The 25,825-nt window shown below is 53.4% G+C and carries 20 protein-coding genes; all 20 read left to right on the forward strand.

The genetic code is table 11. The features are described from left to right. The first annotated feature begins 3 nt into the window (after window positions 1–3). The 20 genes from DW757_RS00970 (at window position 4) to DW757_RS01070 (ending at window position 25,817) form a co-directional block, all read left to right on the forward strand. On the forward strand, window positions 4–2,163 hold the full coding sequence (locus tag DW757_RS00970) for a polysaccharide biosynthesis C-terminal domain-containing protein (protein ID WP_347559949.1): 2,160 nt from the start codon (window positions 4–6) through the stop codon (window positions 2,161–2,163). Between the two features lie 118 nt (window positions 2,164–2,281). Next, complete coding sequence (locus tag DW757_RS00975; RefSeq protein ID WP_008398153.1) at window positions 2,282–2,815, forward strand: hypothetical protein; 534 nt, start codon at window positions 2,282–2,284, stop codon at window positions 2,813–2,815. A 309-nt stretch (window positions 2,816–3,124) separates the two neighbouring features. After that, on the forward strand, window positions 3,125–4,360 hold the full coding sequence (locus DW757_RS00980) for an NAD(P)/FAD-dependent oxidoreductase (protein WP_118750722.1): 1,236 nt from the start codon (window positions 3,125–3,127) through the stop codon (window positions 4,358–4,360). Then, a complete protein-coding gene (locus DW757_RS00985) occupies window positions 4,357–5,973 on the forward strand; it encodes an FAD-dependent protein (protein ID WP_118750723.1) in 1,617 nt (538 codons plus the stop codon). The genes DW757_RS00980 and DW757_RS00985 overlap by 4 nt, the downstream gene beginning before the upstream one ends. Before the next feature lie 111 nt (window positions 5,974–6,084). After that, a complete protein-coding gene (gene proB / locus DW757_RS00990) occupies window positions 6,085–6,927 on the forward strand; it encodes a glutamate 5-kinase (protein ID WP_118750724.1) in 843 nt (280 codons plus the stop codon). Window positions 6,928–6,969: 42 nt separating this feature from the next. Next, a complete protein-coding gene (locus tag DW757_RS00995; RefSeq protein WP_087381579.1) occupies window positions 6,970–7,197 on the forward strand; it encodes a DUF896 domain-containing protein in 228 nt (75 codons plus the stop codon). A gap of 30 nt (window positions 7,198–7,227) precedes the next feature. After that, window positions 7,228–7,827, forward strand: coding sequence for a 5-formyltetrahydrofolate cyclo-ligase (locus DW757_RS01000; protein ID WP_087381576.1), 600 nt, complete (start codon window positions 7,228–7,230; stop codon window positions 7,825–7,827). A 30-nt stretch (window positions 7,828–7,857) separates the two neighbouring features. Continuing rightward, window positions 7,858–9,099 carry a glutamate-5-semialdehyde dehydrogenase gene (locus DW757_RS01005; protein WP_087381574.1) on the forward strand — a complete coding sequence of 414 codons (1,242 nt, stop codon included), beginning with the start codon at window positions 7,858–7,860 and terminating at the stop codon, window positions 9,097–9,099. 297 nt (window positions 9,100–9,396) lie between these two features. Beyond that, window positions 9,397–10,848, forward strand: coding sequence for a tRNA (N6-isopentenyl adenosine(37)-C2)-methylthiotransferase MiaB (gene miaB, locus DW757_RS01015; protein WP_008398165.1), 1,452 nt, complete (start codon window positions 9,397–9,399; stop codon window positions 10,846–10,848). Between the two features lie 13 nt (window positions 10,849–10,861). Continuing rightward, on the forward strand, window positions 10,862–12,244 hold the full coding sequence (locus tag DW757_RS01020) for a L,D-transpeptidase family protein (protein WP_118750725.1): 1,383 nt from the start codon (window positions 10,862–10,864) through the stop codon (window positions 12,242–12,244). 152 nt (window positions 12,245–12,396) lie between these two features. Further along, window positions 12,397–15,042: a DNA mismatch repair protein MutS gene (gene mutS, locus DW757_RS01025; RefSeq protein ID WP_182433231.1), complete on the forward strand. Its 2,646-nt coding sequence runs from the start codon at window positions 12,397–12,399 to the stop codon at window positions 15,040–15,042. Between the two features lie 53 nt (window positions 15,043–15,095). Beyond that, complete coding sequence (mutL, locus tag DW757_RS01030) at window positions 15,096–17,246, forward strand: DNA mismatch repair endonuclease MutL (RefSeq protein WP_118750727.1); 2,151 nt, start codon at window positions 15,096–15,098, stop codon at window positions 17,244–17,246. Window positions 17,247–17,308: 62 nt separating this feature from the next. Then, complete coding sequence (gene miaA, locus DW757_RS01035; protein ID WP_118750728.1) at window positions 17,309–18,325, forward strand: tRNA (adenosine(37)-N6)-dimethylallyltransferase MiaA; 1,017 nt, start codon at window positions 17,309–17,311, stop codon at window positions 18,323–18,325. A 23-nt stretch (window positions 18,326–18,348) separates the two neighbouring features. Then, window positions 18,349–19,629: a methionine gamma-lyase family protein gene (locus DW757_RS01040; protein WP_008398175.1), complete on the forward strand. Its 1,281-nt coding sequence runs from the start codon at window positions 18,349–18,351 to the stop codon at window positions 19,627–19,629. 166 nt (window positions 19,630–19,795) lie between these two features. After that, entirely contained in the window at window positions 19,796–20,050 is a 255-nt protein-coding gene (locus DW757_RS01045; RefSeq protein WP_008398176.1) for a DUF4321 domain-containing protein, read from the forward strand. Window positions 20,051–20,112: 62 nt separating this feature from the next. Next, window positions 20,113–20,805 (forward strand): DNA repair protein RadC, encoded by a 693-nt coding sequence (gene radC, locus DW757_RS01050; protein WP_044931470.1) that lies wholly within the window; start codon window positions 20,113–20,115, stop codon window positions 20,803–20,805. A gap of 3 nt (window positions 20,806–20,808) precedes the next feature. Further along, window positions 20,809–21,639 carry a rod shape-determining protein MreC gene (gene mreC, locus DW757_RS01055; protein WP_008398179.1) on the forward strand — a complete coding sequence of 277 codons (831 nt, stop codon included), beginning with the start codon at window positions 20,809–20,811 and terminating at the stop codon, window positions 21,637–21,639. A 1-nt stretch (window position 21,640) separates the two neighbouring features. Next, window positions 21,641–22,174 (forward strand): rod shape-determining protein MreD, encoded by a 534-nt coding sequence (gene mreD, locus DW757_RS01060; protein ID WP_008398181.1) that lies wholly within the window; start codon window positions 21,641–21,643, stop codon window positions 22,172–22,174. Then, window positions 22,167–25,022 carry a penicillin-binding transpeptidase domain-containing protein gene (locus tag DW757_RS01065; RefSeq protein ID WP_118750729.1) on the forward strand — a complete coding sequence of 952 codons (2,856 nt, stop codon included), beginning with the start codon at window positions 22,167–22,169 and terminating at the stop codon, window positions 25,020–25,022. The genes mreD and DW757_RS01065 overlap by 8 nt, the downstream gene beginning before the upstream one ends. 6 nt (window positions 25,023–25,028) lie before the next feature. After that, complete coding sequence (locus tag DW757_RS01070; protein WP_347559950.1) at window positions 25,029–25,817, forward strand: septum site-determining protein MinC; 789 nt, start codon at window positions 25,029–25,031, stop codon at window positions 25,815–25,817. The last annotated feature ends 8 nt before the right edge of the window (window positions 25,818–25,825 follow it).

The following is a 25,825-nucleotide window of genomic DNA, read 5'->3' on the forward strand; positions in this document are numbered from 1 at the left end:
TTTATGAGAAGGAAAAACGCAGGGAAAAGGCAGAAAGATCACAGGCCGGAAAAGACCGTCCTCACAGTGGAGGATATTCAGGCTGTCCTCGAAAGCCAGTCTGGCAGCAGCCGGCAGAAAGTACAGCACAGCCGGCCGGAGCAGGGAACAGCTGCCCTTCGGGGAAACGGGGATATGCGGCGCCCCGGCTCAGGCGCCTATGGGACAGGCAGCTCCAGGGGAAGGAGAGAACCTTCGGGCGGTCCCATGCAGGAGAGGCGGCAGAAGGCCGGGCCGGCTGCCAGGCAGGGGGAAGATGGCTTCTCCATGGAGGAGGGGCGAAGCCGCCTCTTTTCAGAGCCGCGCCGCAGCCGCGGAAAGGGGCAGGCCCACGCAGGGCGTCCGATGTCTTCAGAGGACAGAAGTGAGCGGGAACTAAGACCCTCTGAGCGGGCCAGGCAGGCAGAGGGCTTGCGAAGACGGCCGGAGACGGGAGAAAAGAGGGGGAGAGAGGCTTCCAGAATGGCGGCTGCCCGCCCGAAGTCCCGCACCGGAAGCTTTGTAGTTCAGGGAACTATTCTGGCAGCTGCCGGAATCATTGTGCGCCTGATCGGTCTTCTCTACCGGATCCCGATGACGAATATCATAGGCGATGAGGGAATGGGCTACTATTCCACTGCCTTTAATGTCTACAATATTGTGCTGATCCTGTCCTCCTACAGTCTTCCGTTAGCTGTCTCCAAGCTGGTGTCGGCGAGGCTTGCAAAGGGAGAGTTCAGGAATGCGTCAAGGGTACTCTGTGCCGCTCTGGTCTACGCCACTTGCGCCGGCGGCGTGGCCTGCGGCGTGGTCTGGCATTTCGGCAGCTTTTTTGCGGGTACAGTCTTTAAAACGCCGTTCTGCGTCTATGCCCTCAGGACGCTGGCCCCGACGATCTGGATTATGGCCTATCTGGGGGTTCTGAGGGGATATTTTCAGGGCCACGGCACTATGATTCCCACTGCTGTTTCCCAGATATTTGAGCAGATTGTAAACGCTGCTATCAGCGTGACAGCGGCAGGCGTACTCTTTAAGGTGGGCCTGGATTCCAACCGGGTATTTGAGACAACCGGCTACCCGGAGGCTTTCGGGGCTGCAGGAGGCACCATAGGAACCGGAGCAGGAGCCCTGACTGCGCTTTTGTTTATGCTGTTTCTCTTCGCCGTATACCGTCCCTTTATGAAGAAAAAGATCCGCAGGGACAGGCAGGGCAGCAGAGAATCCTACGGACATATTTCAGGTGTCTTTTTTATGACAGTGATGCCTGTTATTCTGAGCTCCGCCGTCTACAATATCAATGCGGTGCTGGACAACAGCATTATGGCTTACGGGATGGACGCCCTGGGAAGGGGAGAGGAGTTCCTGGCTCTCTGGGGCATCTACAACAACAAGTACCTTCTCCTGGTGCATGTGCCGTTAGCCATGGCAAATGCCCTGTCCTCCTCCCTGATTCCTTCTCTGGCGGCGGCAGTGGCCAGAAAGCAGAGGGGGGAAGCGGCCAGAAAGACGGGAATGGCTATCCGTTTTTCCATGGTGATTGCCATTCCGGCGGCTGTGGGCCTTACGGTACTGGCAGAGCCGGTAAACCGCCTGCTGTTTCACAGCGGTGATACGGCCGAGGCGGTGAGAATGATGGTGTGGGGGTCCTCCGCCATCGTCTTCCTGTCTCTCTCCACTGTGATGAATGCGATTCTGCAGGGACTGGGTCATATGAATCTTCCGGTCAGACATGCGGCAGCAGCCCTGGTGCTCCATGTGGCGGCCCTCTATGTGATGCTGATGGGCCTTCACTGGGGAATTTACAGCGTCCTTTTTGCCAATATTCTGTTTGCAGTGATTATCTGCCTGCTCAACTGGCTCTCTATCCGGAGGATTCTCCATTACCGCCAGGAGCTTAAGAGAACTTTCATCATTCCATTGGCCGCCTCTGCCGTCATGGGTGCTGCGGCCTATGGCTGCTACCAGGGGCTTTCCCGCCTTTTTGGAGGCAGTGGAATTGCAACTGTGGGAGCTGTTTTGGCGGGTGTCTTAGTCTACGGCATCCTGCTGTTAAAAATTGGCGGGGTGGATGCGCAGGAACTTCAGACAATGCCCGGAGGCACCAGGATTCTGAAAACCGCCAGGAAGCTCAGAATTCTCCAGTAAAATCAGGGACGTCTTATCTTCTTTTACTGTGAGAAAACAATTTTCCGGCATTTTTCGCCTGCAGGCGTTTAAAAAAGTCCCTCTTGACGATACTATTCGTTAAGGAGGGACTTTTTCCATGAAACGGTATTATTATATAGCTGTAATTGCTGCTGCCGCGCTTCTCATCGGCGGAATCGGCGCGGGAGTGTTCCTGCTCTCTAAAAGGCCTGAGCCGGTCAGCCCGGTTCCCGGAGCAGTTCTGGAATCGGAAACTGTGACGCAGGAGCATGAGGCGGACAGCAGCGGGCGGGAGTCAGAAAAAGATCAGACAGGAGCCGGAAAGGCTTACGGGGACCAGTCCGGGGGCGGGATGGCAGCCGGACTGCCCGGAAGTCTTGTAAAGGCGCAGCAGGCAGAGGGCCGGATATCGGAAGACAGTTTAAGCCAGGCGGGGACGCCTGGAATGGAGAGGGAGACAGGAGAGGAATACTGTCTGGTGTCTGAAAATGGATTTCTCCTGGTATTTGCCAAGGACAGAAGCTCCGTCTTTCTGGATACCCATATGCCTCTGGCAGAATTTCCGCTGGCAGAGCAGGAGCGTCTTTTAGACGGAATCTGGTTCTCATCCATGATCGAGGTACTCAACTACCTGGAATCTTTTACGAGCTAGGAGAATACAGCCGGAACGGGCGCGGTCTTTTCCGCATGCATGGGCGCTTGGGCCTGAGGATTGAAGCTTCTGAAGGCCCTGCCGGTGCCGTATGCGGCAGAACAGAGCGCGGAGGGTGACAGGAGTACGAACAGAGAAGTCTGAACTGCCGGATTGCACTTTTTTACAGGTTCATGTATACTTAACCATTATCCCGCCACGGCCGGGCAGCCCCGGAGGAAAAAGCGGCCGGAGAAAGTTATCTCCGGTTTGGCGTTCCGGTTCTGCGGCTTTTTAGCCGGGAAGGGAAACAAGGACAGGAGAATTGTCATGAAGAAACACGTACTTATCATAGGCGGCGGAGCCTCCGGGATGGCGGCTGCGATTTTTGGAGCCAGGCAGGGCGCTGAGGTAACGATTCTGGAACACATGGATCGGGTTGGAAAGAAAATTCTTTCTACAGGCAATGGAAAATGCAATCTGACCAACCGCCGTATGGAACCTGGCTGCTATCGCTGCAGCGTGCCGAAATTTCCCATGGAGGTGCTCAGCCGGTTTGGGGAAGAGGACACGGAGGCTTTTTTTGAAGATCTCGGCATTGTGCTGAAGGACAGAAACGGGTATCTCTATCCGGCTTCCGGACAGGCCTCGTCGGTGCTGGATGCCCTGAGGGCGGAACTTTCTCTTCGGGGTGTGGCTGTGGTCACAGAATGCGGACCCGTACATATAGAGGCGCCGAAAGGTCCGGCAGAAAAGTGGAGAGTGACCTGCGAGAGAGGGACATTTTTTTCGGATGCCCTGATTCTTGCCGCCGGCTCTAAAGCGGCGCCGGCCACCGGATCAGACGGAAGCGGATATAAGCTGGCAAAAAAGCTGGGACACAGGATCCTCACTCCTCTGCCGGCACTGGTGCAGCTTCGGTGCAGGGAGCCGTTTTTTAAGCAGATAGCGGGGGTCAGAACCGACGTCCAGGTGAAAATTCTGGCAGAGGGGGAGGAGCTGGCCTCTGACTGCGGGGAGCTTCAGCTGACGGACTACGGAATTTCCGGAATCCCTGTGTTTCAGGTGAGCCGGTTCGCCGCCCGGGCGCTTTACGAAAAAAAGCAGGTTACGGCAGTGATCGATTTCTGTCCGGATATGGGAAAAAAAGAAACAGGCCGTTTCCTCAGGGAGAGGAGAGAGCTTCTGGCAGAGCGGAGCGGGGAAGGCTTTTTTAACGGGTGGTTAAATAAGAAGCTGGCCCTTCTGTTTCTGCGCATGGCAGGTATCCGTCCTGAGCGCCAGACGGAGAGCTTTACGGAGCGGGAGCTTTCGGCTCTGGCCCGGCTTCTTAAAGAATTTGAAACAGAGGTTGTGTCCACCAATCCCTTTGAAAACGCCCAGGTGTGCTGCGGGGGAGTGGATGTGCGGGACATAAACCCTTACACGATGGAATCAAAAATAAAGAAAGGCCTTTATCTGACAGGAGAGCTGTTGGATGTAGATGGTATCTGCGGAGGATATAATCTGCAATGGGCGTGGAGCACCGGTGCGGTGGCCGGAATCCACGCAGGGACAATGGGATGATACGGATCAATCAGTTAAAGCTGCCGGTGAATCACAAAAGACAGGATCTGCAGAAGAAAGCGGCAAAGCTGCTGCGTCAGCCGGAGACAAGGATTCGCTCTCTCCATATCCGGCGCCAGTCCATTGATGCGAGAAAGAAGGGAGAACTCTTCTATATCTACGCGGTGGACGTGGAGTTTGAGGGAGATGAGGAGTCTGCTGTGAGGCGGGCAAAAAATGTCAATATTGCCATATCAAAGGAGAAACGCTACCAGTTTCCGGAGGCGGGCAGGGAGGCACCGAGGCTGAAGGAGCGCCCGGTGATTATCGGCTGCGGCCCTGCGGGACTGTTCTGCGGCCTGATGCTTGCCAGGGCCGGCTACTGCCCTGTGATTTTAGAGAGGGGAGCCGACGTGGACACAAGGACGGCCCAGGTGAAACGGTTCTGGGAGGAGGGAATTCTCGACCCTGAATCCAACGTACAGTTTGGAGAGGGAGGAGCAGGAACATTTTCTGACGGAAAGCTGAATACTCTGGTAAAGGATGTTTCCGGCAGAAATGGGGAGGTGCTCAGAATTCTGACTGAGGCAGGGGCAGACCCTTCCATACTCTACTCCAGCAAGCCCCATGTGGGAACTGATGTGCTGGCCCGGGTGGTGAAGCATATCCGGACGGAGATCACATCCCTGGGAGGGGAGGTGCGCTTTCAGACGAAGGCAGCAGATATTGGCATCCGCGGAGGAAAGGCTGCTTTCGTTGAGACAGAACATCCTGTGCGGGGAAGAGAGGTGATTCCGGCCGAGGCGGTTGTCCTGGCAGTGGGGCACAGCGCCCGTGACACCTTTGAGGTTCTGTATAAGAAGGGGATTGAGATGGAAGCCAAAGCCTTTGCTGTGGGACTTCGCATCCAGCACCCCCAAAAGCAGATCAATCTCGCCCAGTACGGCATGGAGGAGCCGGGAGAGCTCGGAGCCGCTCCCTACAAGGTGACGAGACAGACATCAAACGGCCGCGGCGTCTACTCCTTCTGTATGTGCCCCGGCGGCTATGTGGTCAACGCGTCCTCGGAGCCGGGAAGGCTTGCAGTCAACGGCATGAGCTATCACAGCAGGGAGGGAGTGAATGCAAACAGCGCTCTGATTGTGACCGTTACGGCGGATGATTTCCCGGAGGCCACGGCCATGGGGGGAATCGCCTTCCAGAGGCAGCTGGAAGAGGCGGCCTTCAGGGCCGGAGGCGGAAATATTCCGGTACAGCTTTACGGCGATTTCAGGGACGGCAGGGTAAGCCGATCTTTTGGGGATGTAGAGCCGGCCTTTATGGGAGGAACCGCCTTTGCAGACCTCAATCAGGTGCTTCCTGCCGCCCTCTGTGCCTCCCTCAGGGAGGGCATGGAGGCCTTCGGAAAAATGATCCGCGGCTTTGACCGGCCGGACGCTATTCTGGCAGGCGTAGAGAGCAGAACCTCCTCCCCGCTGCGCATCGGCAGAGGGGAAACTCTGGAGGGAAGCATTGGAGGGCTCTATCCCTGCGGGGAGGGGGCCGGATATGCGGGAGGCATCACTTCGGCGGCTATGGACGGAATTAAGGTGGCGGAAGCCATTGTCAGGCGCTTTCAGAGGCCCGAGAACTGATGGGCTCTGAAAAAGAATTTGACGAACCGCGCCGTTTGGTGTAAACTTTCAGAAAATGCTTCGGCATATTTCGAAACGCAGGATGGAGCAGCGCAGAAAGGGGATAAGAGGATGACGGCAGAGAGAGAAGCACTGAGAGAGAAAAAGAGGATTGTGATTAAGATTGGATCATCGTCCCTGACGCACCCGGAGACTGGAGATCTGAACCTTCAGAAAATTGAAAAGCTGGTTCGGGTAATCAGTGATCTGCGGGGACAGGGAAAGGAGGTAGTTCTGGTTTCCTCAGGTGCGATTGCAGCGGGACGGCAGGCCCTGGGTTTTACGGAGCGGCCAAGGAAGATTTCTGAAAAGCAGGCCTTTGCGGCTGTGGGTCAGGCCAGGCTGATGATGGTTTATCAGAAGCTCTTCGCCGAGTACAACCAGACGGCAGCTCAGATCCTTATGACGAAGAACACCATGACCAACGAGGAATCCCGCTTTAACGCGAGAAATACGTTTGACGAGCTTTTAAAGCTGGGGACTGTGCCGATTGTCAATGAGAATGACACGGTATCCACCTATGAGATTCAGTTCGGAGACAACGACCGCCTATCAGCCCTTGTTTCGGCGCTGATAGGAGCAGATGTTCTCCTTCTTCTGTCCGATATTGACGGACTTTACACAGACGATCCCAACAAGAATCCAAAGGCCCAGTTTATCCCGGTCGTGAGGGAACTGACTCCGGAGCTTCTAGCCATGGGAAAGGGCGCGGGCAGCAGCGTAGGCACCGGAGGAATGTCCGCCAAGCTCATGGCAGCCCAGATTGCCATGGGAAGCGGTTCAGACATGGTGATTGCCAATGCGGAACGCCTGGATGTGATCTATGAGATCCTGGACGGAGAAGACAGGGGAACTCTGTTTGTAGAAAAAAAAGATGAAAATTTCAGCCTGAGTGACTACCTGGAAAACAGGTAACAGGCGGAAGATAAAATGCAATAACAGCAGGAGATGACAAAGATGAATCAGGAAAAAATAGACAGGATTAATGCCCTCTACCACAAAAGCCAGTCTGTAGGGCTTTCACCGGAGGAGCAGGAGGAGCAGGCCGCTCTGAGAAAAGAGTATATAGAGGCGATTCGGAAAAATCTTCGCGGAACCTTAAACAGCATTCAGGTTAAGGAAAAGGACGGAAGCATCACCGATCTCGGCAGGAAATACGGAAATGTGGGAACGGTAAAGAGCTGAGAAAACGGGAAAAGAACACAGGGAAAGGCTATGGAAAGACGGAAACTATCTGTTCACCTGCCCGCTCTTTCAGGGCTTTCAAAGGGGGAACTGCGAAGCAGGATACTGTCTGCCCGGAAAGCACTGAACGGGGAGGAGCGCCTTGTCTGGGACAGCAGGATCCGGGAGCGCCTGTTGGCTCTGCCGGAGATTCTGGAGGCGGATACCGTATACTGCTATGCGGATGTGAGGAATGAAGCGGGCACTGAGCTTCTCATCAGAGACCTCCTTTCAAGGGGAGTCCGCGTGGCGCTTCCGAGAGTGGAAGGGAAGGAAATGTTCTTTTACTATATCGGGGGGCCTGATGATATAGAGCCTGGCTTTATGAATATCCCGGAACCGGGCCCTGCCTGCCGTCCGGCAGAGAAGCAGACTGCGCCGGTTATTGTTCCGGGACTTGTTTTTGGAAGAGATTTTTTCAGGATTGGCTATGGCGGAGGCTTCTACGACCGGTTTTTCGAGAGGGAGCCTGTGCACTGGAAGGCAGCCATCTGCTATGAGTTTCAGCTGACAGATGCGGTTTTATCCGAGGAACACGATGTGAGGATGGACTGCATCGTCACACCGGACAGATGCCTGAAAAGAAAATAGGGGGACGGAAAGAGAAAGGAGAGGCAAAGGATGCTGATTGAAACTGGAAAGAAGGCAAAGGCGGCCGCGAGGCTTTTAAATAATCTGGGCTCAACGGAAAAAAACAGAGGACTTCTGGCGGCGGCCCAGTCTCTTTTGGAGGGAGAGGAGGAGATCCTTGCGGCCAACCAGGACGATGTGATCCGCGCGGCGGAAAACGGTATGAGCCAGGGCCTGATCGATCGTCTGGAACTGAATCCGGCCCGCCTGTCGGCTATGGTGGAGGGAATCCGCCAGATTGCAGGGCTGGAGGATCCAATCGGGGAGGTAATCTCCATGAAGCCCCGTCCAAACGGACTTTTAATCGGACAGAAGAGAGTTCCCCTGGGCGTTGTGGGAATCATCTATGAGGCGAGGCCGAATGTGACGGCCGATGCCTTCGGGCTGTGCTTTAAGACGGGAAACGCGGTGATTCTCAAAGGCGGCAGTGATGCCCTCTGTTCCAACCAGGCCATCGTAAAATGGCTGAGAAAGGGACTTTCAGAGGCCGGACTTCCCGCGGACGCGGTTCAGCTTATCACAGACACCGACAGGGAGGTCACAAGGCAGTTTATGCGTCTGAATGAGTATGTGGACGTCCTGATTCCCAGAGGCGGGGCAGGATTAATACGGACTGTGGTGGAGAACAGCACGGTTCCTGTTATCGAGACCGGGACGGGCAACTGCCACATCTATGTGGATGAGAGTGCGGATCTTAATATGGCTCTGGATATTATTTTTAATGCAAAGACGCAGCGGATCGGCGTGTGCAACGCCTGCGAGTCGCTGGTGGTACACAAGGGGATCGCAGAGGAGTTTCTGCCGAGGCTGAAGGAGAGGCTGGACAGGAAGCAGGTAGAAATCCGGGCAGACCGGGAGGCCAGGGCCATTATGCCGGAGTGGAAGGAGGCTGAGCCGGAGGACTGGGGCAGGGAGTATCTGGATTACATCCTCTCTCTGAAGCTGGTAGATTCCTTAGACGAGGCCATTGAACACATCAACACGTATAATACAGGACACTCTGAAGCGATTGTCACAAGGGACTATGAACATGCTCAGCGGTTTTTAAATGAGATCGATGCGGCGGCCGTGTATGTGAATGCCTCCACCCGGTTTACGGACGGCTTTGAATTCGGCTTTGGAGCAGAGATTGGAATCAGCACCCAGAAACTCCACGCCAGAGGGCCCATGGGGCTTAAGGAACTTACGACGACAAAGTATATCATCTACGGGAACGGACAGATCAGGGAGTAGGAACAAAAAACGGGAGACAGACGATCAGAAATCCGAACAGTATTTGAAACGGCCGGAGCGCTTCTGCCTTTGCAAAAAAGGCAGAAAGGATTACCGGCCGTTTTGCTGTCTTTTTGCAAAGGAACAGCCGATCTGTTATAATTCTGTAAGAAATTAACAGATTTTTTGGTATTTCCATTGGCAGGCATTTATGTTATAATCTGTAGATGCTGGCCAGGTCTGGAGGAAAACGTCCATTCTGCTGCCAGGACGCCCCAGGATAAGGGGCGGAACTTTGATACGGAAAGGAACCTGTGAATGGATTTAAAAAATATAACATACACGGAGGGATGGAACCTTGCCCCGTCTGCGGAGCCGGAGCGCCAGAATTATTTTATGGAGCGCTGCCGGGAGGCTGTGGAAGCCTGGAAGGCGGAGGAGGGAAAGGAAGCTGTCACCTTCCACATTGAGACTTTCGGCTGCCAGATGAACGCTCACGATTCAGAAAAGCTGGAGGGGATTCTTCTGGAGGCGGGCTTTGTAAAGACAGATACGGAGGAGGCCGATCTGGTCCTCTATAATACCTGTACAGTCCGCGAAAATGCAAATCAGAGGGTATATGGCCGTCTGGGCTATCTGAACAGCCTGAAAAAGAAAAATCCCCGCATGCTCATCGGCCTTTGCGGCTGCATGATGCAGGAAGATCAGGTGGTTGAAAAAATCAAGAAGACGTACCGCTTTGTGGATGTGATTTTCGGAACCCACAATATCTACAAGCTGGCAGAGCTTCTGTTTGCCCGCCTGCACACGGGAAAGATGGTTATCGACATCTGGAAGGATACAGACAAGATTGTGGAGGATCTTCCCAGCGAGAGAAAATATCCGTTTAAATCGGGAGTCAACATCATGTTCGGCTGCAACAACTTCTGCAGCTACTGTATTGTTCCCTATGTGAGAGGCAGGGAGCGCAGCAGAAGGCCGGAGGATATCATAAAGGAGATTGAAGGCCTGGTGGCAGACGGCGTGGTGGAGGTGATGCTCCTTGGCCAGAATGTGAATTCCTACGGGAAGAATCTGCCGGAGCCCATTACCTTTGCAGAGCTTCTGCGCCGGGTGGAGCAGATCGAAGGGCTTGAGCGAATCCGCTTTATGACGTCCCATCCCAAGGATCTGTCAGATGAGCTGATAGAGGTGATGCGTGATTCCAAAAAGATCTGCCGCCACCTTCATCTGCCGCTTCAGTCGGGCAGCAGCCGGATCCTGGGACAGATGAACCGGCGATACACAAAGGAGCAGTATCTGGCGCTGGCAGAAAAGATTAAGACAGCTATCCCTGACATCTCCCTGACCACGGATATTATTGTGGGATTTCCCGGGGAAACGAAAGAGGACTTCGAGGAAACCCTGGATGTGGTGAGAAAGGTGCGCTATGACAGCGCCTTTACCTTCATCTACTCAAAGCGCACGGGAACTCCGGCGGCAGTGATGGAAAACCAGGTGCCGGAGGACGTGATTAAGGAGCGGTTTGACCGTCTGTTAAGTGAGGTGCAGAGAATCTCAAATGAGATCAGCGGAAGGGATGTCCACACCGTTCAGAAAGTTCTCGTGGAGGAGCCTGACACCCACGCGGAAGGGATGGTGACCGGAAGACTGTCCAACAACATTACTGTCCATTTTGAGGGCAGCAGGGAGCTGATTGGAAAAATCGTGGATGTCTATTTGGAAGAATCAAAGGGTTTTTATTATATGGGAAAATTATGTAACCGTTAAGGAGGATATACATATGAAAAAGCGAAACTTAAGAGCCGCCGCGCTTCTTCTGGCAGCAGCCATGACAGTAGGGGGAGGAAGCACAGCCTTTGCCGCAGAGGAGACTGCTACCGGTCCAGGACTGGAAATCGAGCAGAAAGAGCAGCAGAATCAGGGTGCGCCGTCGGGAGCAGAGGAAGGCGGCCAGAATGCCGGCGGACAGGGTGCAGAAACTCCTGCCGATCAGGGGCAGACGGGGACAGACGGGACGGCACCTTCCGATACGGGCCAAGAGACGCAGCAGGAGGAGCAGGCCTCCACAGCCCCCTATGTCAGCGTATCCTACACTCAGGGAGTGGGCACAGAGGTGACAAATCTGTCCATGACCCTCAATAACTACAACGGAATCGGCGGGGTATCCTACCGCCCATATGTAAACAACGGCGGATTTATCTGGTGGAATCACGACGGAGGCCCCTCCGGCGGCACAGAGGCTTCTACTTACGTGGAGGCCGTCGAGATTGTCCTCACCGGAGACGCAGAGAGAGACTATGATATTTACTACTGCGTTATTTCCAGCGGACAGGGAAAGATGGGCTGGGCCAAGAACGGGGAGATAGCAGGTACCAGCAATCTGGGCGAGCACCTGGTCAGCATTGAGGTGATGCTTGTGCCGAAGGGACAGCCGGGACCTGTCTCTGTTGCAGGCCGTTACTTAAATGAACTGACCAATTACATCAGGATTGCGCCTGAGGGCAGCACGATGACAAACCATAATGGAACGCCGTACAATGGCTGGGTTTCCTACGACCATGAAAAGTTCTATTTTAAGGATGGAAAATCAGTTTCCGGCTGGCAGTATATCGACGGCCTGAAATTCTACTTTGAGCCGTCCGGCCGTCTGGTGCAGGATGTGGACAGCCTGATCGGCAAGCAGAGCAGCTATGTGATCAAGGTAAATAAAGCGCTCAACTGCTCTACCATCTATGCAAAGGATGGAGACAACGGCTATATTATCCCGGTTAAGGCTATGCTGACCTCTGTGGGCGATGACACGCCGCTTGGAACCTTCAAGACACCGGAGAAGTACAGATGGAGACTTATGGTAAATGACACCTACACTCAGTGGGCTACAAGAATTACCCAGGGCTTCCTGTTCCACTCCATCACCTATGCGGAGCCGGATATTTACAAGCTCAACACAGAAGGATACAATGGGCTGGGCGTTTCCCGTTCTCTGGGATGCGTGCGCCTGACCTGCGAAAATGCCAAGTGGGTGTATGACAACTGCGCACTTGGAACTACAGTTGAGATTTACGAGGATTCAAATGTGGCTTCTCCATTTGACAAGCCGGATCTGATTCCTATCTCAAACAGCCAGAACTGGGATCCGACGGACCCGTCCATTCAGCGCTAGCCCATCTGTGCGGAAGATTAGACAGAGAAACCATAAAGAGAATGAAATAAGAAAAGCTGCGGCCCGGCCTCCCTGTAAGGGACGGCCGGGCGGCGGCCGTTATACTATAGAGAAGATAGAAGAGAGGACAGACAGTGGCACAATTATCACCAATGATGACTCATTATCTGGAAACGAAAAAACAGTATCCCGACTGCATCCTTTTTTACAGGCTGGGCGATTTCTACGAGATGTTCTTCGAGGACGCCAAGACGGCCTCAAGGGAGCTTGAGATCACCCTGACCGGCAAGGAGTGCGGTCTGGAGGAGCGCGCCCCCATGTGCGGAGTTCCCTATCACGCGGTGGAAAGCTACCTGAACAAGCTGGTGCAGAAGGGGTATAAGGTGGCCATCGCCGAGCAGGTGGAGGATCCAAAGACAGCCAAGGGCCTTGTAAAGCGGGAGGTTATCCGCGTGGTGACGCCCGGAACGATCACGAATTCCCAGGCCCTTGAGGAGTCAAAGAATAATTACCTGATGGGAATTGTGTATATGGACGGGATGTTCGGCATCTCATCTGTTGACATCAGTACAGGAGATTATCTGGTGACAGAGGTAAAGTCGGAGCGGACGCTTCTCGACGAGATATTCAAGTTTGCCCCGTCGGAGATTATCTGCAATGAAGCGTTTTATATGTCCGGTGTCGACCTGGAGGAGCTGAAGAACCGCCTGCATGTGGTGGTGACGGCCCTTGAAAACAGGTTCTTTTCTGATGATTCCTGCCGGAGACTCCTCAGGGAGCACTTCCATGTAAACCACCTGGACGGACTGGGGCTTTCCGAGTACGAGGCCGGGACTATCGCAGCCGGAGCCGTGCTCTCCTATCTCTATGAAACCCAGAAGAGCACCCTCGATCATCTGACTGCCATCACACCTTACACCACAGGGCAGTATATGATGCTTGACACCTCCACCAGAAGAAATCTGGAGCTGACGGAGACCCTCCGGGAGAAGCAGAAGAGAGGGACGCTGCTCTGGGTGCTGGATAAGACGAAGACGGCCATGGGAGCCAGGATGCTGCGCTCCTTCGTGGAGCAGCCGCTGATTGACAGGGAAGGAATCCTTGCAAGGCAGAATGCCATTGAGGAGCTGAATATGAATTATATTTCCAGGGAGGAGATGGCAGAGTACCTGAACGCCATTTACGACCTGGAACGGCTGATTGGCCGGATCAGCTACAAGACGGCCAACCCGAGGGACCTGATTGCCTTTAAAAATTCCCTTGCCATGCTGCCGCACATCAAGAAAATTTTAGGGGAGTTTGGAGCAGACCTGCTGCGGGAGGTGGATTCCGGCATGGACACCCTGGAGGAGCTGACGGCGCTGATTGAACATGCAATTGTGGACGATCCGCCGATCTCTGTCCGGGATGGAGGCATCATCAAGGACGGCTACAGCGAGGAGGCTGACCGCCTGCGCCATGCCAAGACAGAGGGGAAGGACTGGCTGGCTGCTCTGGAGGCCGAGGAGAGGGAGAAGACGGGAATTAAAAATCTGAAAATCAAGTTCAACAAGGTGTTCGGCTACTATTTCGAGGTGACGAACTCCTTTAAGGACCAGGTGCCTGACTACTTTGTGCGCCGGCAGACCCTCACCAATGCGGAGCGCTTTACCACAGACCGGCTGAAGGAGCTGGAGGGGACCATTCTGGGAGCGGAAGACAGGCTGTTTTCCCTGGAATACGATCTGTTCTGCCAGGTCAGGGACACGGCAGGAGCCCAGGTGGAAAAGATTCAGCAGACGGCCAAGGCCATCGCCCTTCTGGATGTGCTGATCTCTCTGTCCACAGTGGCCACCAGGCATAATTATGTGAAGCCAAAGATCAACGAGAGGGGAGTCATCCACATTAAGAACGGCCGCCATCCGGTGGTGGAGCAGATGATGCGGGATGACATGTTTGTGTCCAATGACACCTATCTGGACAACGGGAAGAACCGCATTTCCATTATCACCGGGCCAAATATGGCCGGAAAGTCCACCTATATGAGGCAGACTGCCCTGATCACACTGATGGCTCAGATTGGCAGCTTTGTGCCTGCAGACGAGGCCAACATCGGTCTCTGCGACCGGATTTTCACCAGAGTCGGAGCCTCAGACGATCTGGCTTCGGGACAGAGTACCTTTATGGTGGAGATGACGGAAGTGGCCAACATCCTCCGCAATGCCACGAGAAACAGCCTTCTGATCCTGGATGAGATCGGAAGGGGAACCAGCACCTTCGACGGCCTGTCCATCGCCTGGGCGGTGGTGGAGTATATCAGCAACACGAAGACGCTGGGTGCCAAGACACTGTTCGCCACCCACTACCATGAGCTGACGGAGCTGGAGGGCGCCATAAGCGGCGTCAACAATTACTGCATCGCAGTGAAGGAGCAAGGGGACAATATTGTGTTCCTGCGAAAGATCGTAAAGGGAGGGGCAGACAAGAGCTACGGCATCCAGGTGGCCAAGCTGGCCGGTGTTCCGGAACAGGTGATCACAAGGGCCAAGGAGCTGGTGGAGGAGCTGTCTGACGCGGATATTACGGCGAGGGCCAAGGAGATTGCGTCCGGCAGCCGTACCGTACAGCCGAAAAAGAGCGTGGAGAGGCCGGACGAAGTGGATCTTCAGCAGATGTCCATCTTTGACACCGTGCGGGAGGAGGATATCATCAGGGAGCTGATGGAGATCGATATCAGCCGCCTGTCTCCGGTGGAGGCTCTGGTGACTCTTGACAAGTTCCAGTCACGGCTTAAAAACCGATGGGAAGCAGATAAATAGGCAGGAGGCCGGCGGCCGGCCGTCTGTCAGTTGCGAGCAAGGAGGAAGAGGGATTGGCAAATATCAGGGTACTTGACCAGAATACGATCAACCAGATTGCGGCGGGAGAGGTGATTGAGCGGCCTGCCTCTGTGGTGAAGGAGCTTTTGGAAAACGCCATTGACGCCAGGGCTACGGCGGTGACCATTGAAATCAAGGAAGGGGGAATCGGCCTGATCCGGGTGACAGACAACGGCTGCGGCATTCCAAGGGAGGAGATTCCCACCGCCTTTCTGCGCCACGCCACCAGCAAAATCAGGACGGTGGAGGATCTGTTTACCGTGGCCTCCCTGGGCTTTCGGGGCGAGGCGCTGTCCAGCATCGCCTCCGTGGCTCAGGTGGAGCTGATCACAAAGACAGAGGACAGCATGTCCGGGACAAGGTACTGCATCGACGGAGGGGAGGAGAAGAGCATTGAGGAGGTGGGGGCACCGGAGGGAACAACCTTTTTGGTGAGAAACCTTTTCTACAATACGCCGGCCAGAAGGAAGTTTTTAAAAACGCCGGCCACGGAAGGGGCCCACATTGCGGATCTGGTAGAGAAGATTTCCCTCTCCCACCCGGAGGTTTCCATCCGTTTTATCCAGAACGGGCAGAGCCGCCTGCATACCTCGGGAAACCACAGCCTGAGAGACATTATCTATACCATCTACGGAAGGGAGATCGCCTCAAATCTACTCCCTGTAGATATGGGGGAGGATCCGGTGCGTGTGACAGGCTTTATCGGAAAGCCGCTGATTGCCAGGGGAAACAGAAATTTTGAAAATTATTTTATCAACGGCAGGTACATTAAGAGCAGCCTTATAAACAAGGCCATCGAGGATGCCTATAAGCCGTTTATGATGCAGCATAAGTATCCTTTTACCATGCTGCATTTTGCCATCGAGTCCTCCTTCCTGGATGTCAACGTACATCCGGCCAAAATGGAGCTTCGCTTCCGCGACGGGGAGATGATCTACAAAATGGTCTACCACACGGTGTCTATGGCCCTGGCAGGAAGGGAGCTGATCCCGGAGGTAGGGATTGGCTCTGAGAGGACAGAGAGGGGAGAGAACAGGTCGCAGGAGCTGTCCGGGAAGACCGGTTCAGGTCCGGCAGGATACGGAGAAAACCGTCCGGCTCTGAAGCCGGTGCGCTTTGACCGGCCGGAGCCCTTTGAGAGGAAGAGAAAGGCCCTTCTCTCTCCGGAAATTCCAATAGAAAGGGAAGCGCTCCGGCAGGACAGTCAGCCGGATAAAAACCCAGGGACAGAGTCTGGAGGGCCCGCAAGGGAAGATGTGCCCCAAAAGGATATGGAAAAAAATACGGAAAAGAATATGGAAAGGGATACAGAAAAGGCACGGCCCCTTCCGGGAAGCGGACTTCTCAGGGAAAATACTTCAGCATACGGTTCTCACCTTTCAGAGGCAGGAAAAGGCCCCGGGATGGGAATGATCCATGCTCCTGCAAAAGAGCAGGAATCGCTTGGGGTGCGTTCCCCGGGGGCTTCTGATGAGGATGAAAGCGGGAGAGCTGCCAGGGTGCAGGCTGCTAAGGCTAAGGGGCAGCTCAGCCTGTTTGAGCCTAAGCTTCTGAGCCGGGAGGCCAGGGAGGAACACCGGATCATCGGCCAGCTGTTTGACACCTACTGGCTGGTAGAGTACAGGGACAGCCTGTATATTATCGACCAGCATGCGGCCCACGAGAAGGTTCTGTACGAAAAGACAGTGGCCTCTCTGAAGAGCCGGGAATACACCTCCCAGATGATTAACCCTCCTATCATTCTCACCCTGAACAGCAGTGAGAAACTCCTCTTAGAAAAATATATGGAGCATTTTACGGGAATCGGCTTTGAGATAGAACCTTTTGGCGGCAGGGAGTATGCAGTGCGGGCGGTCCCTGCAAACCTCTTTTCCATCGCCAAAAAGGAGCTTCTCATGGAGATGATAGACGGACTGTCTGACGAGATGGACAGGGGAAATTCCGATCTGCTCAATGAGAAGATCGCCAGCATGAGCTGCAAGGCGGCTGTCAAGGGAAACCACCGTTTATCTGAGGCGGAGGCCAGGGCCCTGATCGACGAGCTTCTGGAGCTGGAAAATCCCTATGCCTGCCCTCACGGCCGGCCCACGATCATCTCTATGAGCCGCTATGAGCTGGAAAAGAAATTTAAGCGGATAGTATAGGGTATTGAGTGAGACAGTGAATGAGCCTGCCTGCGGCGCAGGCGGGAAAGGAGATTTAAGACATGGAACAGAAACGTCCTCTTATTATTATCACAGGTCCTACGGCGTCGGGAAAGACGGCTCTCTCCATTGAGCTGGCCAAGAGAATCGGGGGAGAGATTATAAGCGCAGATTCCATGCAGGTCTACCGCCATATGGACATCGGATCCGCCAAAGTGACAGAGGAGGAGATGGATGGAGTTCCCCATCATCTGATCGATGTGCTGGAGCCGTCGGAGGACTTCAATGTAGTGAAGTTTCAGTCCATGGCGAAAAAGGCCATGGAAGAAATTTACAGCCGCGGGCATATTCCTATTGTGGCAGGAGGAACCGGATTTTACATTCAGGCTCTCCTCTATGACATCGACTTCACAGAGACAGACGAGAGCACAGAAATCAGGAGAGAGCTGGAGCAGACCGCCAGGGAGAAGGGACCCAGGGCTCTCCATGAACTGCTGCGGGAGGTGGATCCCGAGTCTGCAGATGCGATACATGAAAATAATGTAAAAAGGGTGATCCGGGCCATCGAATTTTACCGGCAGACCGGGCGGAAGATCTCGGAACACAACAGGGAAGAAAGGCAAAAGTTTTCGCCCTATGAGTTTTTATATTATGTAATTGACCTGCCCCGCCCAGTTCTCTACAGCCGGATCGACGAGCGGGTAAGCCGGATGCTTGAAGCAGGACTGGTGGAGGAAGTAAAAACTCTCAGAGACATGGGCTATACCAGGGATATGGTTTCCATGCAGGGACTGGGGTACAAGGAAATTCTGGACTATCTGAACGGAGAGTGCTCTCTTGACGAGGCCGTTTATATTATAAAGCGGGATACCCGCCACTTCGCCAAACGGCAGATTACCTGGTTTAAGAGAGAGAGGGACGTGAGATGGCTGAATCTGGAGGCCTTTGGAAACGACAGGGAGCGAATGCTTAAAGCGGTGCTTGACGACTGCCGCAGGACCTTTCCACACAGGCAGATCCGTTCTGCTGACAGGAAAAATGAGGAAGGAACAGAGCAGGACAAGGGAAAGATAGAATAAGATAAGGCAGAAAGGAATACAAAATGGAATTAACGGGAATGTATGAAAAACTCGGAATCAGCAGAGAGGTGCTTGAGTTCGGAAAAAAGATAGAGGAGAGCTTAAGAGAGCGGTTCAGGGCGATCGACGAGAATGCGGAGTTTAACCAGCTCAAGGTAATTTCCGCCATGCAGGAGAACAGGCTGAGCGATATCCACTTTTCGGGAACTACGGGATACGGCTACAATGATCTGGGAAGGGAAACGCTGGAAAAGGTATACGCCAGCGTATTCCATACAGAGGATGCTCTGGTGCGCCCGCAGATTACCTGCGGAACCCATGCTCTTTACACTGCGCTGGCAGGAAACCTTCGCCCAGGCGATGAGCTGCTCTCCCCTGTGGGAAAGCCCTACGACACCCTGGAGGAAGTAATTGGGATCAGAAAATCCAACGGCTCTCTCCGGGAATACGGCATCACCTACAGACAGGTAGATCTCCTGCCGGACGGCAGCTTTGACTTTGAGGGCATCCGCGAGGCCATAAATGACAGGACGAAGCTGGTGACCATCCAGCGCTCCAAGGGATATGCGACCAGACCCACGCTGTCTGTAGCCCGCATCGGGGAGCTAATCTCTTTTGTGAAGAGCATAAAGCCGGATGTTATCTGCATGGTTGACAACTGCTATGGAGAGTTTGTGGAGACCATCGAGCCCAGTGATGTGGGAGCAGACATGGTGGTAGGCTCTCTGATCAAAAATCCAGGAGGCGGCCTGGCTCCTATCGGCGGCTATATTGCGGGTACGAAGGAGTGTGTTGAGAATGCCTCCTACCGTCTGGGGGCACCTGGACTTGGAAGAGAGGTTGGGGCCAGCCTCGGCGTGAACCAGTCTCTGTTCCAGGGACTCTTCCTGGCTCCGACTGTTACTGCAGGCGCTCTCAAGGGGGCAATTTTTGCTGCGGCCATCTACGAGAAGCTGGGCTTTGACGTGGTTCCAAACAGCACTGAGTCCCGTCATGACATTATCCAGGCAGTTACCTTCGGAAAGCCGGAGGGCGTGATCGCCTTCTGTGAGGGCATCCAGGCGGCAGCTCCTGTGGACAGCTTTGTGACGCCGGAGCCGTGGGATATGCCGGGATATGATTCCCAGGTAATTATGGCTGCCGGAGCCTTTATCCAGGGCTCTTCCATCGAACTTTCCGCAGACGGCCCCATTAAGCCGCCGTATTCCGTATTCTTCCAGGGCGGTCTGACCTGGTACCATGCAAAGCTGGGAATCCTCATGTCACTTCAGAGGCTGATCGACGCAGGAATTACGACAATTTAGCGGGAGAATCGGGAAAATTTTTCCACTTTTTTAAGAAATGTTTTAGAAAAAAATAGAAATTCTCATATATACACACCGCAGTGATTATGTTAAAATAGGTGGGATAGAGATGCTGTTTCGTCCGGCCGCTGTATCTGCGGTGTGTACGTGTGCAGGAGGCTTATCTATGGGCAGAGCGAAAAATTTTTGGATTCTTCTTTTACTTTTAATGGCGGGGATTGTGCTGGGAGGCTTTATCGGTGAGGTGGCGTCCGGCTTTCCCGCCCTTGCCTGGCTGAATTTCGGGGAATCCTTTGGAGTGAAGGAGCCGATTGTGCTGAACTTCGGCATCCTTGTCATCACCTTCGGCCTTACGATCCGCATTACCATGGCCAGCATCATTGGCGTAGCAGTCGCCATCATAGCCTACCGTCTGCTTTGACGGGAGGCATTCTGTCAGTCCCGTTGTACCTGGAGAGGCACGAGCAGAAAGGAGTGGCAGATATGGACTATCAAACCATGAAAGAAATTCCGGGGCCGGACAGGCCCTATGAGAGATGCGAGCGTCTGGGGCCTGAAGCTCTGACAGACGCGGAACTTCTCTCTATTATTATCCGCACAGGAGCCAGAGGAGAGCATTCCCTCTCTCTGGCCCAGAGAATTCTGGCCTTAAATGAACCCCAGGGGATTTTAGGGCTCCTGCACCTGACGCTGCCGGAGCTTACGGCGGTGAAGGGAATCGGCAGGGTGAAAGGGCTTCAGCTTCTGTGCATCGGCGAGCTTTCCAGACGTATCTGGAAAACCCTTGCGCAGAAAGAAATCAAGTCTTTTGACGGCCCGGAATCCATCGCCGCCTTCTATATGGAAGATATGCGCCATATGGAACAGGAAGAGCTTCATCTTATGATGTTTAATACGAAAAATATGCTGATACGGGAATCGTGCCTGTTTCGCGGGACAGTCAATGCCTCTGTGGCCTCAGCCAGAGAGATTTTCATTGAGGCCCTGCGGTACCATGCTGTCCGTCTGGCCCTTGTCCATAATCATCCGAGCGGGGATCCGTCCCCCAGCGGGGAGGACATCAGACTGACACGCCAGGTGGCCCAGGCAGGGGAACTTCTGGGAGTTACCCTGCTTGATCATGTCATTATCGGGGACAATTCCTACTTTAGCTTTAAAGAACGGGGAATTATATAAAATATGAAGAACAGCAAGTATATTCTGGCGGGACTGTCTTTATTCTGTATTGTGCTGATCGCCGTCACATCCATCAACAACAGCATTCTGGCTCCTCTGAGAACCGGTGTGGGTTATGTGCTGGTTCCCTTCCAGTCGGGAGTCAACGCCGTCGGGACAAGCCTTTACAACGGTATCCGGGATCTTTCCACGCTGCGGGAGGCTCAGGCGGAGAATGAGGATCTGAAAAACCGCGTGGCAGAGCTTACAGAGGAAAACAACAGGCTTCAGGCTGAACAGTATGAGCTGGAAAGGCTGAGAGAGCTCTATGAGCTTGACCAGGACTATATGCAGTATGAAAAAGTAGCGGCCAGAGTAATCGCCAAGGATTCAGGAAACTGGTTTCAGATATTCCGGATTAACAAAGGAGCCGACGACGGGATCAGGGAGAATATGAATGTGATCGCCGGAGGCGGCCTGGTGGGCATTGTCACCGACGTTGGCGCCAATTATGCCACTGTCCGCTCCATCATTGACGATTCCAGCCGTGTCAGCTGCATGTCCATGCGCTCCGGAGACAACTGCATTGTCAGCGGAGATCTGACGCTTTATAAAGAAGGGCTTCTCGGTCTTGACCACGTAAAGAAGGAAGCTGATATTCAGGAGGGCGATAAAATTGTCACATCCAATATCAGCGATGTGTTCCTGCCGGGAATCCTGGTGGGCTACGCCAAGGAGCTTACCACTGATTCCAACAATGTGACAAAATCGGGAGAGATTGTACCGGTAGCCCAGTTCGACAATCTCCAGGAGGTGCTTGTCATCACACAGCTCAAGGACGGCGGTGAGGAGTAATATGAGCAGAAACAGCATAAGGAAAATTTTAATCAATATTATCCTTCTGATCCTGGCCTTTACCATCCAGATCTGTGTGTTCCCTCAGATTGGTTTTCTGTCGGCGGCGCCGAACTTGCTTCTGATTCTGGTATTTACCAATGGGTTTATTGACGGAAAGGGAGCCGGTATCTGCTATGGCCTGGTGGCAGGGCTGTTCATGGATCTGTTTTACAGCGGCCCCTTTGGCTTCTATACCCTGTTTTTCATCAATGTGGGATATATCAATGGAGTTTTTACAAAATACTACTACGAGGACTACATCACGCTGCCTCTTATTTTAAGCATTACCAATGATCTGGCCTACAACATGTACATCTACGTGTTCCGCTTCCTGATCAGGGCCAGACTGGATTTCCTCTATTATTTTAAGGAGATTATGATTCCCGAGATCATTTTTACCACTGTGACCACACTGCTGGTTTACCGGTTCTTCCTCTTTATAAGCAGAAAGCTGGAAGAGCGGATGCAAAGGAGAGATTCTACCATTGTTTAATGATTTACTTGAATATTTAAAGGAACTGGTAAAAAAGACAGTTACCTCCCGGCTTTTCGTCATTTCCCTGGTGTTCCTGCTGCTGTACGGAATACTGGTTGGGCGCCTGTTTGTGCTTCAGATTGTGCGGGGCGAAGAGTATCAGGCTGAATATATAGAGCTGACCGAAAAGGTAATCAAAACGGACAGCACAAGAGGTAATATCTACGACAGGAACGGCAATGTGCTGGCTTACAATGAGCTGGCCTACAACGTGACTGTGCAGGACATCGGCGCCCTGGAGGACAGCAATGCCTGGAACCTCATGCTCTGGGAGCTGGTGGAAATACTGAACGAACACGGAGAGACAGTGGAGGGCAGCCTGGAAATCGCCGTCGACGCAGAGGGAAATGTATCCTACACATCGGCGTCCGAGGCAGCCAGAAAGCGGTTTCTGCGGGATCTGTACGGACTGAGGAGCGTGGACGAGCTGGACGATCAGGAAGGAGAGCATCCATCGAGTGTCACGGCAGAAGAACTTTTGCGGGGACAGATGGAAACCTACGATCTCGATGAGGTGAAGGATGAAGACGGAAATCCCGTGGAGATTCCTCTCAGCACGGCTGTCCAGATAGTAAACATCCGATACACCATGAGGTTTACCAGCTACCAGAAGTACAATGCGACGACAGTGGCAGAGAATATCAGCGATGAAACCATGGCTGACATCATGGAGCACAAGGCCGATTTGCCAGGCGTGGACATTGAGGAGTCTACCATCCGCGTTTACAATGACGCCATCTACTTTGCCCCTGTCATAGGATACACAGGAAAGGTTACGTCTGACGGCCTGGAGGAACTGAAAAAACAGAGCGACGACTATGAGCTGAATGACGTGGCCGGACGTACGGGAATTGAGGCGTCCATGGAACTGGATCTGAAGGGAAAGAAAGGCTCTCAGACGATCTATGTGGATAACCTGGGAAAGGTGATTGAAACGGCCAATGTGGTGGAGCCGACTGCCGGAAACGATGTCTGGCTGTCCCTTGACCGGGACCTCCAGAAGGGTATCTACCATATTATCGAAAAGCAGCTTGCCGGTATCCTCACGAATGTTATCGTGAACCAGGAGCCGGATCAGATCAACAATGTGGATGCCTCCGAGATCAAGCTGCCTGTCAAGGATGCCTATTTCCAGCTGATAAACAACAATGTGCTCTCCTTTCATGCGTTTGCCTCCGAGGAGGCCTCCGATACGGAACGGCAGATAAACGCCAAGTTCGAGAGCGCAAAGACGAGGATAGAAAACGAGCTGAGAAACGAGCTGACCAGCAGTTCGGCAGCTCCCATGAATGCACTGACAGAAGAGATGCAGTCGTATATGCAGTATATTTACACGCTCCTCTCCTCCGACTCAGAGGGTGTCATCATGACCTCTGAGATCGACACAAAGAGCGAGGAGTATGAATCCTGGAGAGCGGGAAATATGAGCCTTCGGGATTACCTGTACTATGGAATTGCCAGCAACTGGATTGACACCACAAAGCTCGATATAGAGAGCCGGTATTCCAGCGCGGACGATGTGTACAGTGTTCTGGTGGAGCGCATCTTCGAGCTTCTCCAGGACAACGACGCCTTCTCCAAGAGGATTTACCGGTACCTGATCTACAATGACGTGGTGACAGGAAAAGAGCTCTGCCTTGCCCTCTACGACCAGGGGGTGCTGGCCTACGATGAGGCTCAGGTGGCGGCCCTCAGACAGGGGGATTCCAACTACACCTATTCCTTTATGATGGAAAAAATCAGGAATATTGAGCTCACTCCGGCACAGCTGGCTCTGGATCCCTGCACTGCGTCCTGCGTGGTGACAGATGCTCACACGGGAAAGGTGCTGGCCCTTGTCACCTACCCGGGCTATGACAACAACCGGATTAACAATGTGGATTATTTCGCCCAGGTAAACAGCGATCTCTCAGGTCCGCTGAGAAACAACGCCACCACAACGCTGAAGGCGCCAGGCTCCACCTTTAAGCCGATCACCGCCATTGCGGGGCTTGAGGAGAAAACGATCAATCTTTCTGACATCATTGTGTGTGACGGTGTATACAAGGAAATCAGTATTCCCCTTAAGTGTACAGGCCACCACGGACCTTTGAATGTGGTGGGAGGCATTGCCAACTCCTGCAACGTATTTTTCGGAGAGCTGGCTCACAGGCTTTCCACAGATGCTGCCGGAACTTACAGGCCGGAACAGGGGCTGGAGATTCTGAAAAAATATGCATCCATGTTTGGCCTGGACCATACCTCCGGAATCGAGATTTTCGAGTCAGAGCCTCAGATCAGCGACATGGATCCGGAGCGTTCTGCCATTGGACAGGGCACCCATGCTTTTGCCAATGTACAGCTTGCCCGCTATGTGACAGCCCTTGCCAACAGGGGAACCGTGTTTGAGCTGAGCCTTCTGTCCAAGGAGACAAGCTCAAATGGGGATCTGGTGAAGGAATTTGCGCCTGAAGTCTATCAGCAGTTAGATATTTCCCAGGAAACCTGGGACGCAGTATTCCAGGGAATGAGAGGAGTGGTGACGAGAAGCGCCAGGTTCCAGGATCTTCCTGTGAATATTGCAGGCAAGACAGGTACAGCTCAGGAGGTAAAGACAAGGGGAAACCACGCGTTCTTCATTTCCTTCGGGCCTTATGAGAACCCGGAGATCAGTGTGGCTGTAAACATTCCAAACGGATATACCTCAGCCAACGCAGCCCTTCTTGCCAAGTATGTGTACCGCTATTATTACGGATACATGAGTCTTGACGAGATTATGAGCTCCGGAGCGCTGAATGCTTCCATGGAGAAGATTAACGGAGAATAGGATAAAATGGCGGCGGTTCAGCCAGACGATGGATGCGGAAGGCTGGACCGCTGTACATCTGACAGGATGTCTGCTGCCAGACGAGAAGCTGCTGCAATCAGACAAAACAGATGGGAGATGACGCGGAGGATGCACAGCACAGTAGTGATTAAGGGAAGCCAGGCCGGAATGACGGTTATTTTGGATCCTGACGTTCCGTTTGAAAAACTGTTGGAGGATATTGCAAAAAAATTTAAGGACAGCGCCAGATTCTGGGGAGCTGTCCAGATTACTCTGACTCTGGAAGGCAGAAGGCTTACTCCACGGGAGGAGCTCGCAGTGGTGCAGGCTATCACTGACAATTCCCAGATCGAAATCCTCTGCCTTCTCGATACAGACGCCAACCGGATTGCCCGCTGTGAAAAGGCTCTGACTGAGCGTCTGATGGAGCTGTCCTCCCAGACAGGCCAGTTTTACAAGGGAGACTTGAAGCGGGGAGATGTATTGGAGTCAGAGGCGAGCATTGTGGTGATCGGGGATGTAAATCACGGGGCCAGGGTGATCGCAAAAGGGAATATTGTCATCCTGGGTTCCCTGCACGGAAGTGCCTACGCCGGAGCTGCCGGAAATGCTTCTGCAGTAGTTATGGCTATGGAGATGGTTCCGATGCAGGTGAGGATCGCCGATTTTTCCACCCTCCCGGAAGATAAGGGAAAGAAGCTGGGAAAGGGGCCGGTCATAGCCTCTGCCCAGGATGACAGCATCATTGTCAGACCAATTAGAAAAAGTTTCTTAAATTACTTAAATTTTATTTAATGCTGGAA

Origin of the sequence: Clostridium sp. AM29-11AC, from assembly GCF_003480545.1 — a bacterium.
In the GTDB taxonomy this organism is placed as follows: domain Bacteria; phylum Bacillota; class Clostridia; order Lachnospirales; family Lachnospiraceae; genus Otoolea; species Otoolea saccharolyticum_A.